Origin of the sequence: Cytophaga sp. FL35 (genome assembly GCF_014349235.1) — a bacterium.
Classification (GTDB): Bacteria; Bacteroidota; Bacteroidia; order Flavobacteriales; family Flavobacteriaceae; genus Euzebyella.
The window spans coordinates 82,742-99,031 of record NZ_JACSOH010000007.1; the positions used below are offsets into that span (position 1 = coordinate 82,742).

Here is a 16,290-nt window from a genome sequence, read left to right on the forward strand (position 1 = left end):
GTTTTTTAATTTTAGGCTGTTTTTATTGATGCAACCATTCAGAACAAATAGCTTAACAAAATGAAAAACAGAAACTTTGGTATTTTCGTGCTTTTAGTGGGAATGCTATTTTTTGGAACTACGGCCACCATCAAAGCACAGACGTACTACGCTTTACAAATTGATAGGAATATTCGCTTTCAGGCGATTGACCTTACCGCGGAATACCAACCTTATCTGGTTATGGGTACCGACCAAGCATTGGATTTTCAACAGACTCTTGCCCGGTTTTTAGTAAAGAAAAAATCGGTGGAGGAAGACCCTACCCTTTCCTACGGGGCCAAATATAGTTTGCTCAAAAAACTCTCCAATCGAGAAACTGCAGAAATGGGCCAAGTGCTGGAAAATTACCGGTGGCGCGAATACATGCGCATAAAGCCTAGTATTCAACCCTTACCGAAACCCCCATCCAAAAAAGCATATGATGCGATTGCGGATATAGATGCTACCAATTAATGGGCTCTTGTCCAGCTTGCTTCAAAATTTCGTTGGCTTGGCTAAAATGCCGATTACCGAACCAATAACCCCGATTGGCACTTAAAGGCGAAGGGTGCCCCGAAGTGAGTATGTGATGCTTCTTTTTGTCGATAAGGGATGCCTTTTTCTTGGCAAATCCGCCCCAGAGCATAAAAATAAGGCCTTCCCGTTTGTCGGACAGTCTTTTGATTACGGCATCCGTAAAGGTTTCCCAGCCCCTTTTTTGGTGGCTGCCCGCTTCGTGCGCCCTCACGGTCAAAGTGGCGTTTAATAAGAGTACCCCTTGGGCCGCCCAACGTTCTAAATTTCCACTTTGCGGATAGGGCTTGCCTAAATCCGTTTCAATTTCCTTAAAAATATTAATGAGGGACGGCGGATGCGCTATACCCTCCTTCACCGAAAAACAGAGTCCGTTCGCCTGCCCGGGGCCATGATAGGGGTCCTGCCCAATAATCACTACTTTGGTCTCGTCAAACGGACTATGGTCAAAAGCCGCAAATACATCCTTTCCCTTGGGATAGCAGGTATGCAAGGCATATTCCGCTTTAATAAATTGGGAGAGCTGCTTAAAATACGGTTGCTCAAACTCGGTTTTTAATTGTTGTTTCCAACTTTCTTCTATGGTGACGGCCATGGGCTGTTTTTCGTTTTCAATGGTACAATCTGGGGCTAAAATTACTTAAAAAAGCCTATTTGATAACGAGGACAGATTCAGGTCATTGAGAAAATAGAAAAGAAAATTTGCTGTTATATATAACAGTTAATGCCGCGGTAGACCCTCAATCTGTAAAATGTTGTGTTTGTGTATAGATGATTTTATAATTCTGGAAGTATTGGAATGATGATTGCTATAGGGTTTAAGAGCACGAGCAAGGATGCTCGCGCTAGCGGGGAATCGCAACTTTAATATTCTACCCGCTTTCGAGGATGAAAGTATTTATCCATAATAAGAAATGGTTTTTTATTAAAACTGAAACTCGTAAACGTTGGAGCCATTTTTCCTTATGTGGCTTATGACTTCAAAATTCTTATCGATAGCTCCAATGCTCTCGTAAAATTTTTCATGGACTACATAAACCCTTACATATATTTTTTCGCCAGGTGTGAATCCTCCATTTTCCAAACTTTTACCTGTGCCGGACCATATTGAAGACGGGGAATCTACGACATAACCGTTGTAGGGTGACGAAGATACTTTGTTTCCCCCACGATAAGAACCCGACCCTAATCGATAGTCGAATTTTTGAAAGGAAACATCGGGGGTTCTACTAAAATAATACTCCTTCCCGGCTAACAACCACTCATCATTTTTAAAATGTAAATGTATCGTTTCTCCAAAAGAGTAATTTCCATATTCAAAGAAAACAATAGTTGGTTCAACAGTTGGGTATTCCAGTAGTTTTATGGTCGATAAAGTATCAATTTTCGTAGTGTTGTTAAATTGAATTGTATCATAAGTACCATACCCCTCTTTTTCAGTGACCATCTTGTAGCTTCCTACCTCTAAATTTTCAAGCGAAAATGTTCCCTTTACCGACAATGAAGTTTCCTGCACTAAATTATCCTCTTTGAATAGTTTAATAATTGTCCCATCATATTCTGTTGATTTGTTGTTGGACATGTCGAAGAGGGTAACATCTCCTACAATTGCACCCGTCTCTATTTCAAATTCTATTTTTGGTTCTTCCGAATCAGATTCCATATCAGTATTTGGGTCCTTATCACATGTAATTAATAATAAACCAATAAGAATGGTGAAGTATTTTAGGCAAAATTTGTTCATAGATTAAAATTAATAAAGACTTAAAAGTAAAGTTACCGTTTAGAAATATCACAACTACTAAAATATTTAAAACTTAGTCCTTTGGGCAAATTTTTAGGTCAAAGGGGATATTTCTGATTGACAAACATCGATAGGAAATGCGAAAATGCATCTCACTACCAGCGGAAGATTTATTCACGTGTAATTATTTTCTATTTAAGAAAATCTATAAAACTGGATATATCTCAAAGTAAAACAGCATAATAAAGTTCTGAAATTGGGCATCCCCCGCCTCGCTCGTGCCCGCAACAGTAGCAAAAGGTAAAGGATAATTATAATAGTGTAAAACAATAACCAAACACCCCTAAAGTCCCCTTAAGGGGACAACCGACCTCATTAAATAGGTCGTCAAGAACGCAAAGTACGGGAGCGTTCAAATTATCCGTTTGTGAGGAATTGAAACGAAGTTTTATTGAGTTAGGAGTTAGGAGTTAGGAGTTAGGAAAATATAAAAAACATTATAAAATGTAAGACATTGGACATAAATCCATTGTAGTTCTCAAATTTCATTTTACCCTGAAAAGTAAGAATGCCTCTTCCGAGAGTTACAGTACGAAGCGTTCAGACCTATTTTATGCAGCCTTGAACTTTTGTCTGCTTAACTTTATTGCAATCGCCAATTACTGAATGAGGTCTTACATTTCCCCATCAATCCCTACCTTTGCGCCCTATTTTTATCGCAAATGGCAGGTATTCACCCAAAAACATTACAAGATTTAGAGTTTCCCACGGTTCTCCAGCAGGTTTCCGCCCGTTGTCGTACCGAGCATGGCAAGGCCTTGGCCTTAGAGATTGCCCCCTTTACCGATGATGAGCACATACGGGAGCAATTGGGGCAAACGGCTGAGTACCTATCCTCCTTTGTTAGTGAAAACCGCATTCCGCCCCACTCTTTTGAGGGGATAGACAAGGAATTGCAATTGCTGGAGATTGAAAATACGGTTTTGGAGGTACAGGGATTCAAAAAGATTTCCAGTATTTGCACCAATATTTCCACCCTAAAAAAGTTCCTTAAAAAATTCAAGGAATACTACCCCCTCTTACATGCTGCCATTGAGGAAATTGAGGAAAATAAAGAGATTCCGGCCTTGGTGGATGCCGTTATCGACCGTTTTGGGGAAGTACGGGACAAAGCTTCGGACAAACTTTTCACACTTAGAAGGGAAATTCAACAGGTAAAGGGTAAAATTGGACAAAGCTTTTCATCGGCCCTTAATCTATATAACGGGTCGGATTATTTGGATGATATTCGGGAATCCGTTGTAGAAAACAGGCGGGTGTTAGCAGTAAAAGCTATGTACAGAAGAAAGGTAAAGGGTACCGTCATGGGTACTTCAAAAACCGGCAGCATTGTTTATATTGAACCAGAAGCCACCCTCAAATATAGCCGTGAGCTGAACAATCTGGAGTTTGATGAGCAAGAAGAAGTACAACGGATCCTGAAGGAACTTACCAATCAAATTCGTCCGTTTGCCTACCTCCTATCCACTTATCAGCAGTATTTGGCACATTTGGATATCGTGGGCGCCAAAGCCAAATATGCGGAGGATACCAATTCCCTATTGCCGGAAATCAATACGGAAGAACGACTTTTTCTTCGGGAGGCCTACCATCCCTTGCTGTATTTAAGCAACAAACTTAAAAACGAAAAGACCTATCCGCAAACCATAGAACTACATCCTGAAAATAGGATAATCGTCATTTCCGGACCTAACGCAGGTGGAAAAAGTATCACCCTAAAAACAATCGGATTACTTCAAGTAATGCTTCAATCAGGACTTCTAATTCCCGTTCATGAAAGGAGTTCCGTTTCTTTTTTCAAAACTATACTAACCGATATTGGCGACAATCAGTCCATAGAAAACCACTTGAGTACGTACAGCTATCGCCTCAAGAACATGAACAACTTTTTGCGCCTGTGCAATGACAACACCCTGTTCTTGATCGATGAGTTTGGTACCGGTAGTGACCCGGAATTGGGAGGCGCACTGGCGGAAGCTTTTTTAGAGGTTTTCTACGAACGAAATTCCTATGGCGTCATCACCACCCACTATGCCAATCTAAAAGCCTTGGCAAACGAACTACCACACGCAACCAATGCCAACATGCTTTTTGATGGCCGCACCCTTGAACCTACCTTCCAACTGGTTTTGGGCGAAGCGGGAAGTTCTTTCACGTTTGAAGTAGCCCAAAAGAACGGTATTCCCTATTCTTTGATCAACAAGGCGAAGAAAAAGATAGAGCGGGGCAAGGTCCGTTTTGATGCCACTATTGCCAAATTGCAGAAGGAACGCAGTAAAATGGCCCGTACGGGCAATAGATTGCAGGAAGAAGAAACCAAGGCCAAGGAGGAAGCGGCACGTTTGGAAAAACTGAACGCCAAGATCAAAAGCAAATTGGAAAATTATCAGGAGCTCTACGACCATGACCAGCGCATGATTCAACTGGGCAATAAGGTGAACAAAGCGGCCGACAAATATTTTAGGGACAAAAAGAAAAGACCATTGGTTTCCGAACTGTTGCGCATTGTAGAAACCGAAAATAGCAAACGCAAAAAACAATCGGCCAAACAAGCCAAAGCAGAACGTGAAAAAAAGGCCCAAGTAGCCCAAGAAGTACAAAAAGAGGTCAAGGTTATCCGCGAAAAGAAAAAGGTTGAAAAGCAAAAGGCCATTGTCAAGGAAAAGAACAAACCCAGACCTGTTTTCAAGGTGGGCGACCGGGTACGAATGCAAGATGGTAAAGCCGTAGGAAGTATCGATTCCCTGGAAAAAGGAAAGGCCATTGTCAACTATGGAATGTTCACCACCAATGTGAGCGTTGACCAGTTAGAATTGGTACAAAAGGCCAAATAGAGCCGGTTATCAATAGTTCATAAATCGTATACGATTATATCAAAACCTCCTTCTTTAAAGTCATCTACGCCATAAATCGTAAAGATTAAAACAAAAAACAGCCGACACCAAGTTGTTGAATCGCAACTTAAGGTGCCGGACTGTCCGTTCTAAAAAATAGTACTCCTAAAATTTCAGAATTTAATCTTCCTTTACGCTAATGGTCTTACAAAATCCTAGAAAATCCTTTTCGGAGCAGTAAACTTTAAAGTCCCTTTCACTACTCAAGTATTTAAGGTGAAATTCTCCCATTCGGTCCCATTGCAAGAGCGCATTTTGTAAATCAAATTGCACGTACACATCATGGGCTCCGTTTGGCGGACTTTTAACAACCCTTTTATCATTGTTTACGGTATAGTATCCGGTTTGGGTCACATTATTGGTTCCTTGCTTTTTATAAATAAACCGGAAACGGGTATCGTAGTTGGAATCGTTTACCACAATAATGTTCTCATGGTCGTATAGAAAGGTACCGCAAGTCTCAATATTGTAATCTGTCTGATAACCAATTTTGGCAATGGTATTATCCTTTAGGTATTTTACGGTATAACCCACGGGCGCCCCTGGGTTTTCCCTATTATAATCGGCACTTTCCTCAATCACGTAGTACAGGCCGCCCTCCCCTTCTTCCAAACTGTTTCCGGTGATGACCTTGGTAGCCACTTTGGCATTTCCGCCTATGGTCACCACGTTAAAGGTCGATTCACGAATAACTTTTTCGTAGCTCGCATCAATTTCTCCTTTTATAGATTTGGCTTTGGTGGCATAGTCCAACACTGCCTCCAAATTAACATCGGTAGTGGTATCAGTGGTTTCCATCCGAATCATAACAATTCGACCATATTGTACGGAACTTACATAGGCTGGCGGATTCTCTTCCGAAATTAAGGATTGGAGTCCACTCGCGCTCGCCTCACTACCAAATACGGCCGCTGGGCTGTCCGGTGTTTCTGCCACCACATCATAGTACACCTGCCTGTAAAGTGCCGCAGCTACTCTTTTCTCGGTACTCTTGGAATAATCAAACTGGGATTCAAAGGAAGAACCCGTGGCCCAATCGGCACTTACTTTTAAGGACAAGCTCATTTGCTCACTGGTATAGACCGATGTTTTTTCAAAATAGGTGTCGGCATCAATGGCATAGCCTTGAGTGGCGATATCGGAATTCCAATATTCCAAAGCCTTGTCAATTTCCGCTTGGGTATTTTGGTAGTTGGGCTCCTCTATGGTCAGATTTCCACCTTCTCCTATTCCCGGCAATTCCACCCTAATTTTTACCGGAGCCTTATCTACCTGCAAGGGTTGTGGCGCCCCTTCTATCAGCACTTTATTACCTAGCACCAAAGCCCCCGGGTAAATGACCCCTAACGTAGGGTCGAACATCACCACATTTTCAAAGTTGGAGCGGATGTCATGATAAACCGTTTTGCACTCCGTTATATAGCCCTTGTCGGTATTCCGTTGCGGATTTCCCTCATTGGAAGTACTTCCTGTGGAGGACTGCACATTTAAAAGTTCGTTAGGGTCGTAATTTAGACCCTTAATAAAGTCATTGATTTTCGCGGTTTCTTCTTCACTTAAAGTGTCCTTTGCTACGGGCTTTTCTACTGAAGGCTCATCGGTGTCCGAACCTTCGTCTTTACTACATCCAACAATAAAGAGAACAAAAAGGATTACGAATAACTGTCTAAAATGGAATGGTCTTGTTTTCATTGTATAAGGTTTTTTAGGATTCAACAGGTCTAAACTACCTCATTATCAGTGCGAACCATTTAAAATGGCATGGACAAAGCATGGACAAGCATTAAAAAATGTCCCAAAAAATTTCAAAGCCTACATATATCGATAGCTAGAAAAAATATATTAAAATATTGATATACAGTTATTTACAATATTTCTTTTCTGTAATTCGCTCAAAAAATATATAGACTGGACATGGACAAACAGATTTTGGAGATGGACAACTGCTATTTGGCAAGCACTTTTCTTTTTATCTTTCCTATACTAATCCAACCATTATGCAACTGAATATCAAACCCTTCCTTCTGTTTTTCCTTTTTTGTCTCACCTGTTTTTCGCAAAGCAGACAACAAGAATTGGATAGTCTCATCCAACGTGCCGATCATTTACCGGATAATATTGAAAAGGCACAGGTACTATCACGAATTCACGAACGCATGATGTTCATGGATAACGAGCGTGCTTTGTTATTTGCCCGTGAAGCATTTGACCTCGCCAACCGAATAAATTATGAAAAGGGCGTTGCCAATGGATATTTACAGTTCGGTAATTACTATTACAATCAATCCAAAAACGACTCCGCATCCTTTTTTCATCATAAGGCCTTGAACGCCTTTAAGGATATGAAATCGGTCAAGGGGCAGATTTTCGCACTCCACTCCCTTGCAACCATTCAACGGGAGGCTGGAGATTTTGATAAAGCCATTGAAACCACCCAATCCATTCTACAGATGTATACCGAAGAAAATAGGAGTAATTCCGATTTGGGAAATTTTGATTTGAGAGGTTCGGAATACGAGGTGTTGGGCGGAATCTATTTTGAGAAGGGCAATTATTTGATTGCCTTGCAAGAGACCTTAAAAGCACTCAGATTTTTTGAGGATAAGGGGGATGAAGTACGAAAGGCCGATGCCCTAAAGCAATTGGCTGATATTGAATTTCAGCAAGAAAATTACGCTTCTAGCCTCAACTATGCTATGAAGGCCATTGCCATCTATAAGGAAAACGATGATAAGATATACGCTAGTTATGCTTTAAACACCGCAGGGTTAGCCTCTGAAAAACTGGGAAATACAAAAAAATCAAAAAATTTACTAGAAGAATCTTTAGAGCTTGCCAAAGAAATGAACGTGCAGACCATGATGGCAACTTCCCTAAAAGATTTGGGCAGGTTAGTTTACAAAGAAGGTAATTATGAAAGTGCCCGGTCCCTTTTGGTAGAATCTATCGAAATCGCCCAAAAAGAAGACATTAAATTGAACCTTACCGCCGCCCTACATGAGATGGCCAATTTAAAAATGTTTGAGGAAGAGTATCAAAGTGCTTTAACCGATATTAATGAAGTGATTGCCATTTCAGAAGAAATAGAAGTTTTACCCACTTTAAGGGACGCCCTAAAAACGAAAGCTGAACTTCAAAAACTAATGGGCAACACCAATGACGCCTATACCAACTTTAGTAGATATGCCATCATCAACGACAGCCTCTACTCCAACCGAAAAGCGCAACAAATAGCAGAACTGAAAACTATTTATGAGACCGAAAAAAAGGAAGCGGCCCTGGCCTTACAGGAAGAAGAAATAGCCGTCCTCAATGAAAAGGCGAAAGTGGACAAGCTCACCAAAGGTTTGTACGCCGGAGGAATGGCGGCCTTTATTCTGGTGTCGGGATTGTTGTATTTCGGCTTCCGGCAGCGTATTAAGAAAAATAGGATTGCCCGTGAAAAACAGGAAGCCATTTACCAGCAGGAAATTGAGCACAAACAAAAGGAATTGGCGAGCCAGACCCTCCATTTGGTACAAAAGAATACGTTTATTCAAGAGCTAATGGAGAATTTGGAGAACGTAAAAAACTCCCCGGACAGGTTTAAAACCGAATTCAGGCGAATGGTCATGCTGCTAAAAAAGGAGAATGCCTCGGATAAGGATTGGGAAGTCTTTAAAACCTACTTCTCTGAAGTTCACAATGATTTTGATCAAAAGCTCAAGACCATTTATGCGGACATCAGCGAAAAAGAAATTCGATTGGCAGCCTTTTTACGCATGAACCTCACCACCAAAGAAATTGCCGCTACCCTCAATGTCTTGCCCGATAGTATTTTAAAGTCTAAATACCGATTAAAAAAGAAATTGGGACTGGGCAAAGAGCAGGATTTAATGATTTTCCTCAATAATTTATGAATTACGAAAAATATAGCGGATAGTATTTTGGACAAGAGAGTGTTAAGGGAAAGCTTAATATCAGTCAATTCTAAACTTAAAGAACTGGATCAAATGCATATCTTAATAAAGATAGCACTAAGAATAAGTTGCTAATAGAAGTTTTTAAAAGCATTAACTTCACACAAGGCAAGGGCTCCCAAAAATTTCCCATATGCAAATGAAAAAATTTACCGACTTCAAAACATTTAATAATTTCATTGGTGTTGATGAGCCAATCGATGAAGATATTGATGTTGGGTGCTATCCAGAAAACATCCTTTTGAAGTCTGATGGGATTTATATTGATTTTTATCGAATTTCCTTTAAAACGAATTATATAAATCCCGACTCACCAAACTTTGATCATAGTGACCCAAAACCTATTACGGCGGTATTTTTTAATAGTCCTGGAAAACTTTATGAATGGGGGTTAGATGATTTATTTGAGGGTTTTTATCTACAATTATCAAAGAAGATAATTGAAGATAACCGTTACCTTTTTCAAAACTTTCTCGAATACGGCTACCATGAGGCCTTGTTTTTGAATGAGGAGGAAGAGAAGGAGATTGTTCTTCTTTATGAGAATTTGATGCAAAAGGCAAATAATAAAAGTACAGGTCAAGATGTACTTTTGGCCTATGTGAATCTAATTCTGAATTTGGTAGAATCTTTCTATAAAAGACAGTTTTCTACAGAAGCAAAAAAGTACAACTATATAGTAAGCGAGTTTCAACAGCTTCTGAGAGACTACTATGACGGTAGAACCAAAGGCGTGCCCTCGGTACACTATTTTGCTGAGAAGATGAAACTGACACCTAATTATTTGGGTGATGTTTTAAAAACTTTCACCCATAAATCAGCAATTGAAACTATTCATGAACACATTACGCATGAAGCAAAAAAACTACTTCTCGAAAGCAAACTTACTAATTCGGAAATAGCATTTGAATTAGGTTTTGACTATCCCAACTATTTTGCCAAACTATTCAAAAAACAAACCCAGCTTACCCCAAAACAGTATAGAATAAAACAAAGAGCTCTTAACAACGGCTAGAATACCGCTTATCTGTAAAATGTTTCTTTTTTTTCAGTAAATCGTCCAGTAAGAAGTTCATATTGTTGGGTAATATTGATAAACGTATCATTATTAATATTAAAACTCTATATGATGTCACAACAAAAAATTTCTTACAAGAACACAAATAACGGGCTGATGATGTCCGCTTATCTAAATTTTCCTAATGATTTCGATGAAAATAAAAAACATCCTGCATTGGTAATAACGCATCCTGGAGGTGGTGTAAAAGAACAAACTGCGGGTATTTATGGAAGGAAGTTTTCAGAGCACGGTTTTATAACTATAGTGACAGATGCTTCTTATCAAGGTGAAAGTGGCGGAGAACCTCGTCAATTAGAGAATCCTTATGTAAGAACTGAAGATGTCAGTTCAGCAATTGATTACTTGAACACTTTAGATTATGTAGATAGTGATCGTATTGGTGCTTGGGGAATTTGTGCTGGCGGTGGCTATACGGTAAATGCTGCTATCAACGATAAAAGAATTAAAGCGGTTGGTACGGTCAGTGCTGTAAATATCGGTCATATGTTCAGCAAAGGATGGTTGGGTGACCAAGACATGAAAGATGCTATCAAGTGGCTTGAATTTGGAGCTACAGCGCGCTCACAAGAGGCAAAAGGTGATGATGTAGTTCAAATGCCAATGGCTCCAATGAAGAAAGAAGATACGCCATATACTGATTTAAAGGAAGCTTGGGAATATTATCATACTGACAGAGCGCAATGTTCAACTGCTCCTGGCTATGGCACAGCCCGAAGCTTGACCCAATTGGTCACTTACGATGCCTTTAATATGGCCGAAATCTATCTAACACAACCGTTATTTGTAGTTGCGGGAAGTGTGGCTGAATCTAAGTGGATGAGTGATGACCTGATGGAGCGTGCCGGATCGGATAATAAAGAAATGTATATTGTTGAGGGAGCGAATCATATGAAACTATATGACATTCCAGAATATTTGGACGAAGCCGTCGCTCAATTAGCACCTTTCTTCAAAGAACACTTGGGAGTTTCTGAACCTATTGAGGCTTAGGATGAAATTAAGAAATGGGCCGAATAATCCCCTCGGCCCATTTCTTTAATATTTCCAAAAACTTATTCAATCACTTATCAGTTATTAAAATTCACTTTCCCTTTTAAGCAGTTACCTTTAATCACTATATCTTTGCATCGCAACCTTAATTTAGAAAGGGTCGCTTGATAGCAGCATGGAAAAAAACAAACAAATCATTCTTTTTGACGGGGTATGCAATCTTTGCAACAATGCCGTACAGTTTGTCATCAAAAGGGATAAAAAAGATGTGTTTCGATATGCCGCCCTGCAAAGTGAGGTGGGCCAGCAATTGTCCAAAGAGCGAGGTATTGATACCTCAAAGGTAGATTCCATAATTCTTATTGATCCCGGCACGGCCTACTACACCAAATCGACCGCAGCCCTGGAAATAGGCAAGCAGCTAAAAGGATATCGGGGCCTATCCTCCATTCTACTTTGGATACCGACACCTATCCGTGATATCGTATACGATTTTATTGCCAAAAATCGCTACAACTGGTACGGTAAAAAAGACCATTGTATGGTACCCACCCCAGAATTAAAGGCAAAGTTTCTTTAACAATTCTTCATCGGGTTTAAAGTCCGTTTGATAGGGTTAACGCTCACTCCTTCAATTTACTACCATTGTAGAAAACATTTGCAATGGACGATAAGATAAAGAAAGTGGCCTATACCGGCTTTATAGCCAAGGGTGCTGTTTATGGTATAACAGGTATATTGGCTTTTTTGGCAGCTTTTAATCTGGGAGGTTCCAAGGCCGGAAAATTTCAGGTGATAGAATTCTTGGAAAAACAGCCCTTTGGTAAGGTACTTTTGGCGCTATTAGGTATCGGTCTTATTTGTTACGCGCTATGGCGCTTTATCCAGAGTATTCAAGACCCCGAAAACATTGGTACGGATAAAAAGGGGCTTGTTAAGCGGGTTTCCTTTTTCATTAGTGGACTCATTTATTTGGGGCTGGGTATTTTTTCGATAGTGGATATCTTTTACGAACCTTCCTCTGGCGGTGGCAGTGGAAACGGTTCATTCCTAGGTCCGCAACTAAAGACCTACCTATTTATCGCCATAGGACTTGCATTGGCTGGGAAGGGTATTTATCAATTTATTAAAGCTTACAAAGGCGATTTTCTTCAGAAATTTGAGATTGGCAGTATTTCCGATAGTAAAAAAAGAAAGGCCATTAAGACTTTTGGTTACGGCGGACTCATTTCACGAGGTATTCTCACCTGCATTATTTCCTATTTTTTCCTAAAAGCAGGATTTTCGTTTTCCGGCGATGATTCCATGAAAGGTACTAAAGAAGCGTTTTCCTTTCTTCAGGAAACCTCCTCCGGACCTTGGTTGATGGGAATCGTTGCTGCTGGATTGGTGTGCTACGGACTTTACATGTTCGCCCAAGCCCGCTATCGCAAGTTTAACGGCTAGTTATTTTACCTCATCAAAATTATCGTCCCAATTCTTCACTTTGGGTTTCATACTCTTTCCAACGGATTTTGCCACCATCATGGACACGCAGGCATCCCCAGTAATGTTGACCACGGTACGTAACATGTCCAACGGTCTATCAACCGCAAAAATCAACGCCAGGCCTATGGCCAATTTGTCAGCAGGAAAACCGATAGCCTCCAATACAATAACCAACATTACCATACCCGCACCGGGAACGGCAGCAGAGCCAATAGATGCCAATAGGGCGGTAAGAACAATAGTTAACTGTCCGCTAAAACTTAAATCAAAACTTAAGGCCTGGGCAATAAATACCGCCGCCACCCCTTGGTAGAGACTCGTGCCGTCCATATTGATTGTAGCACCTACCGGAAGCACAAAACTGGAAATTTCCTTATCTACCCCAATGTGCTCCTCTACCCTTTCCATAGTTACCGGAAGCGTAGCAGCGCTGGAACTCGTACTGAAAGCCAATAATTGCGCCGGACTTATTTTTTGAAGGAAGGTCCATGGGTTATACTTCGTAAACGTACCAACGACCAAACTATAGAAAACAATCATTAGCACCAAACCTAAAACCACTACTCCGGCATACTTTAAAAGTGCCAAGAGAATATCAGGGTCACCCGAAGACACCACCACATTTGCTAAGAGTGCAAAAACGGCAATGGGTGCAGTTAGCATGATCAAATCCACCATTTTAAGCACCACTTCGTTCAGGGAGTCGAAAAACTTTTTTAGCGGCTTGGCGTTCTTTTCGCCAATTAAAAGCATGGAAATACCCAAAAAGATGGTGAAAAATATCACTTGGAGCATGGAACTGTTGTCCCCCAAAGCCTTAAAAGCATTGTCGGGCACCATATCCTCCAAAAATTGCAAAGGCCCACTTTCCTTTTGACGGGAAGCTTCCTCTAGTTTAGAGGTAACCCCACTATCATTGGAATAGGTTTCCGTAAGTTGGGCGATGGTTTCCTCTGAAATGCCGATTCCAGGCTTTATGGCATTTACCAAAAGAAGCCCAATGGTAATGGCCACCACTGTAGTACCTATGTAAATAGCAATAGTCCTTAGACCTATATTTCGGAATTTTGAAATATCCTTTAAATCGGATATCCCTTTTACTAGCGAAGCAAGAATTAACGGAATGGCAATTAATTTGAGCAGCTTAACAAAGATACTTCCAAAGGGATTGATCCAATCTTGTACAAATTGAGGTCCCCATTCAAAATTGGTCATTAAAAAGCCAAAAAGAATTCCCAATAGCATTCCTATGAGAATCTTCCAGTGTAATTCCAGTTTTCGCATGCATTTAAAGTTTAAGCAAGTAATATACAGTTTTTGCTCAGAAAGCCGAAAAACAACATTCCAATGAACATAGAAAATATCAATTTCCTAAAAATTCTTATTCTTTTCCCTTGATGGTACGATTTAGCAAGGTGTAATCTGCCAATACCAAAGCGGTCATAGCCTCAACAATGGGTACGGCCCTGGGAACGACACAGGGGTCATGCCTACCTTTTCCTTGGGTCTGCACGGTATTTCCATCCCTATCAATAGTCTCATAAGGCTGAATTAGCGTGGCAACCGGTTTGAAGGCCACGTTAAAGTAAATATCCATGCCATTGCTGATACCACCTTGAATTCCACCACTGTAGTTGGTTTTGGTACTGCCGTCTTGGTTAAATTGATCGTTGTGCTGGCTACCTTTCATTTGTACGCCCTCAAAACCACTGCCGTATTCAAAACCTTTTACGGCATTGATGGATAGCATGGCTTTGCCCAATTCGGCATGAAGTTTATCAAAAACAGGTTCCCCAAGTCCGATAGGTACGTTTTTGGCCACACAGGTGATAACACCGCCAATGGTATCACCTTCTTTTCGAATCTCTTTGATATAATCTTCCATGCGGGAAGCCATTTCCATATCAGCGCAGCGAACGGGATTTTTTTCAATATTGGAAAAATCCAGCTCTTGATATGGGGTTTCCAACTTCATGGTCCCCACTTGGGATACAAAGGCATTGATTTCAATTCCCGACAAAAATTGCTTGGCAATGGCCCCTGCCACTACCCTACTGGCCGTTTCACGGGCCGAACTACGTCCGCCTCCTCGATAATCCCGAAATCCGTATTTCTGATCATACACATAATCGGCGTGCGAAGGACGATAGGAGTCTTTAATATGGGAATAATCCTTGGATTTTTGATTGGTGTTATGAATGGCAAAACCGATGGGCGTACCTGTGGTCTTTCCCTCAAAAATACCTGAATAAAACTCAACGGTATCCGGTTCTTTCCTTTGGGTTACAATGGCCGACTGCCCTGGTTTACGACGGTCGAGTTCATTTTGTATGGCCTCAAGGTCGATTTCGATACCTGAAGGGCATCCATCTAGAACCCCGCCTATGGCTGCACCGTGCGATTCACCAAAGGTGCTAAGTTTAAATATATTTCCAAAAGTATTTCCCGCCATATAATTCCCCTAAAATTAGATAACCTAAAAAGGTTATAACATTAATAAAGCCGATATCCAACATCGGCCGTTCATCGACTTTGCGTCTATTTAAAGACCTCAAAGTTAAATTTTAATTAACAGTCTTGCAAAGTAAAAGACATGGGGTTGAAGCAGAACATAATACATTGTTATTGGCTAGTTTACCATTAATTTATATGAAAGTTCTTTTTTGGAGGAAAATTCCATCAAATTGAAAAAGCGTAAACTAGAAGTCGTTGTCATTTCAGATGTTCACTTAGGTTCGTTGAACTGCCATGCAGATGAACTGAATACCTATCTGCACAGTATTGAGCCAAAAAAACTCATTTTGAACGGTGATATCCTGGATGTAGGGCAATTTAACAAACGGTATTTCCCAAAATCGCATATGAAGGTCATTCGTAAGATTATGGCCCTGTCAACCAAAGGTACACAAGTCTTTTTCATTACCGGCAATAGGGATGAAGTCCTAAGAAAGTTGTCCGGGACCTCAATGGGTAATATTCACATTGTGGACAAACTGGTACTTCAACTGGATGGAAAAAAAGCTTGGTTCTTTCATGGCGACGTATTTGACAATCCTTTTCTGAATATCAACTGGCTGGCCAAGTTGGGTTCTTTGGGGTATCAACTTCTCTTTTCCTTCAATAAGTTCACCAACTACATTTATTATAAGAGCGGCAAAAAGCGCCCTACCTTGTCCTTAACAAGCAAAGAAAACGCCATTACTACCTATATCAATGATTTTGAGGAATTTTCAGTAAAAATGGCGGTTAGAAAGCATTACGACTATGTGGTATGCGGACACCTGCACCACCCCAAAAAAGAACGGTATAAAATAAGGGACAGTCATTGTACCTATCTGAACTCCGGAGATTGGGTAAAAAACCTAACCTCATTGGAGTATAACTTTAAACGATGGAAAATTTACCGGTATCAGCATGATAAATTATCCCCTTTTTTATGGACATGGAACTGCGGGAAATGGATATGCAAGAACTTTTTGAACAGTTAGCTACCCACACAACAACAAGAAGGTTAAAAAA

General features: G+C 40.5%; 13 protein-coding genes. 8 read left to right on the forward strand and 5 right to left on the reverse strand.

What is annotated here, in order from left to right; genetic code table 11:
* Window positions 1-60 precede the first annotated feature (60 nt).
* Window positions 61-495 (forward strand): hypothetical protein, encoded by a 435-nt coding sequence (locus BIZ36_RS07750; RefSeq protein WP_187457315.1) that lies wholly within the window; start codon window positions 61-63, stop codon window positions 493-495.
* Here the strand turns inward: BIZ36_RS07750 and ung are convergent.
* Both ung and BIZ36_RS07760 read right to left on the reverse strand, forming a co-directional pair.
* A complete protein-coding gene (ung, locus tag BIZ36_RS07755) occupies window positions 485-1,150 on the reverse strand; it encodes a uracil-DNA glycosylase (RefSeq protein WP_187457316.1) in 666 nt (221 codons plus the stop codon). The genes BIZ36_RS07750 and ung overlap by 11 nt on opposite strands.
* A gap of 330 nt (window positions 1,151-1,480) precedes the next feature.
* A complete protein-coding gene (locus BIZ36_RS07760) occupies window positions 1,481-2,299 on the reverse strand; it encodes a zinc-binding metallopeptidase family protein (RefSeq protein WP_187457317.1) in 819 nt (272 codons plus the stop codon).
* Window positions 2,300-3,021: 722 nt separating this feature from the next.
* Between BIZ36_RS07760 and BIZ36_RS07765 the strand changes: the two genes are divergently transcribed.
* Window positions 3,022-5,193 (forward strand): endonuclease MutS2, encoded by a 2,172-nt coding sequence (locus tag BIZ36_RS07765; RefSeq protein WP_187457318.1) that lies wholly within the window; start codon window positions 3,022-3,024, stop codon window positions 5,191-5,193.
* A gap of 180 nt (window positions 5,194-5,373) precedes the next feature.
* Here the strand turns inward: BIZ36_RS07765 and BIZ36_RS07770 are convergent, their stop codons facing one another.
* Window positions 5,374-6,945, reverse strand: a complete 1,572-nt coding sequence (locus BIZ36_RS07770; RefSeq protein WP_187457319.1) for a thiol-activated cytolysin family protein — start codon at window positions 6,943-6,945, stop codon at window positions 5,374-5,376.
* A gap of 305 nt (window positions 6,946-7,250) precedes the next feature.
* Here BIZ36_RS07770 and BIZ36_RS07775 point away from each other — a divergent pair, with 305 nt between their 5' ends.
* The 5 genes from BIZ36_RS07775 to BIZ36_RS07795 all read left to right on the forward strand — a co-directional run bounded on the left by BIZ36_RS07775 (window position 7,251) and on the right by BIZ36_RS07795 (window position 12,729).
* Window positions 7,251-9,152 carry a tetratricopeptide repeat protein gene (locus tag BIZ36_RS07775; protein ID WP_187457320.1) on the forward strand — a complete coding sequence of 634 codons (1,902 nt, stop codon included), beginning with the start codon at window positions 7,251-7,253 and terminating at the stop codon, window positions 9,150-9,152.
* 199 nt (window positions 9,153-9,351) lie between these two features.
* Window positions 9,352-10,227: a helix-turn-helix domain-containing protein gene (locus tag BIZ36_RS07780; protein WP_187457321.1), complete on the forward strand. Its 876-nt coding sequence runs from the start codon at window positions 9,352-9,354 to the stop codon at window positions 10,225-10,227.
* Window positions 10,228-10,389: 162 nt separating this feature from the next.
* On the forward strand, window positions 10,390-11,283 hold the full coding sequence (locus tag BIZ36_RS07785; protein ID WP_286174663.1) for an alpha/beta hydrolase: 894 nt from the start codon (window positions 10,390-10,392) through the stop codon (window positions 11,281-11,283).
* A 175-nt stretch (window positions 11,284-11,458) separates the two neighbouring features.
* Window positions 11,459-11,863, forward strand: a complete 405-nt coding sequence (locus BIZ36_RS07790; RefSeq protein ID WP_187457322.1) for a thiol-disulfide oxidoreductase DCC family protein — start codon at window positions 11,459-11,461, stop codon at window positions 11,861-11,863.
* A gap of 83 nt (window positions 11,864-11,946) precedes the next feature.
* Window positions 11,947-12,729, forward strand: a complete 783-nt coding sequence (locus BIZ36_RS07795) for a DUF1206 domain-containing protein (RefSeq protein WP_187457323.1) — start codon at window positions 11,947-11,949, stop codon at window positions 12,727-12,729.
* Here the strand turns inward: BIZ36_RS07795 and BIZ36_RS07800 are convergent, their stop codons facing one another.
* Window positions 12,730-14,055 carry a dicarboxylate/amino acid:cation symporter gene (locus tag BIZ36_RS07800; protein ID WP_187457324.1) on the reverse strand — a complete coding sequence of 442 codons (1,326 nt, stop codon included), beginning with the start codon at window positions 14,053-14,055 and terminating at the stop codon, window positions 12,730-12,732.
* A gap of 97 nt (window positions 14,056-14,152) precedes the next feature.
* Complete coding sequence (gene aroC / locus BIZ36_RS07805) at window positions 14,153-15,223, reverse strand: chorismate synthase (RefSeq protein ID WP_187457325.1); 1,071 nt, start codon at window positions 15,221-15,223, stop codon at window positions 14,153-14,155.
* 232 nt (window positions 15,224-15,455) lie between these two features.
* On the opposite strand from aroC, the gene BIZ36_RS07810 reads away from it, so the two are divergent.
* Entirely contained in the window at window positions 15,456-16,259 is an 804-nt protein-coding gene (locus BIZ36_RS07810; RefSeq protein WP_222937306.1) for a UDP-2,3-diacylglucosamine diphosphatase, read from the forward strand.
* The last annotated feature ends 31 nt before the right edge of the window (window positions 16,260-16,290 follow it).

Bases quoted from the DNA above. Each gene is read 5' to 3' on its own strand.
- BIZ36_RS07765 (WP_187457318.1), top strand. From the start codon at position 3,022: ATGGCAGGTATTCACCCAAAAACATTACAAGATTTAGAGTTTCCCACG.
- BIZ36_RS07790 (WP_187457322.1), top strand. From the start codon at position 11,459: ATGGAAAAAAACAAACAAATCATTCTTTTTGACGGGGTATGCAATCTT.
- aroC (WP_187457325.1), bottom strand. From the start codon at position 15,223: ATGGCGGGAAATACTTTTGGAAATATATTTAAACTTAGCACCTTTGGT.
- BIZ36_RS07750 (WP_187457315.1), top strand. From the start codon at position 61: ATGAAAAACAGAAACTTTGGTATTTTCGTGCTTTTAGTGGGAATGCTA.
- ung (WP_187457316.1), bottom strand. From the start codon at position 1,150: ATGGCCGTCACCATAGAAGAAAGTTGGAAACAACAATTAAAAACCGAG.
- BIZ36_RS07800 (WP_187457324.1), bottom strand. From the start codon at position 14,055: ATGCGAAAACTGGAATTACACTGGAAGATTCTCATAGGAATGCTATTG.
- BIZ36_RS07770 (WP_187457319.1), bottom strand. From the start codon at position 6,945: ATGAAAACAAGACCATTCCATTTTAGACAGTTATTCGTAATCCTTTTT.
- BIZ36_RS07775 (WP_187457320.1), top strand. From the start codon at position 7,251: ATGCAACTGAATATCAAACCCTTCCTTCTGTTTTTCCTTTTTTGTCTC.
- BIZ36_RS07780 (WP_187457321.1), top strand. From the start codon at position 9,352: ATGAAAAAATTTACCGACTTCAAAACATTTAATAATTTCATTGGTGTT.
- BIZ36_RS07795 (WP_187457323.1), top strand. From the start codon at position 11,947: ATGGACGATAAGATAAAGAAAGTGGCCTATACCGGCTTTATAGCCAAG.
- BIZ36_RS07760 (WP_187457317.1), bottom strand. From the start codon at position 2,299: ATGAACAAATTTTGCCTAAAATACTTCACCATTCTTATTGGTTTATTA.
- BIZ36_RS07785 (WP_286174663.1), top strand. From the start codon at position 10,390: ATGTCCGCTTATCTAAATTTTCCTAATGATTTCGATGAAAATAAAAAA.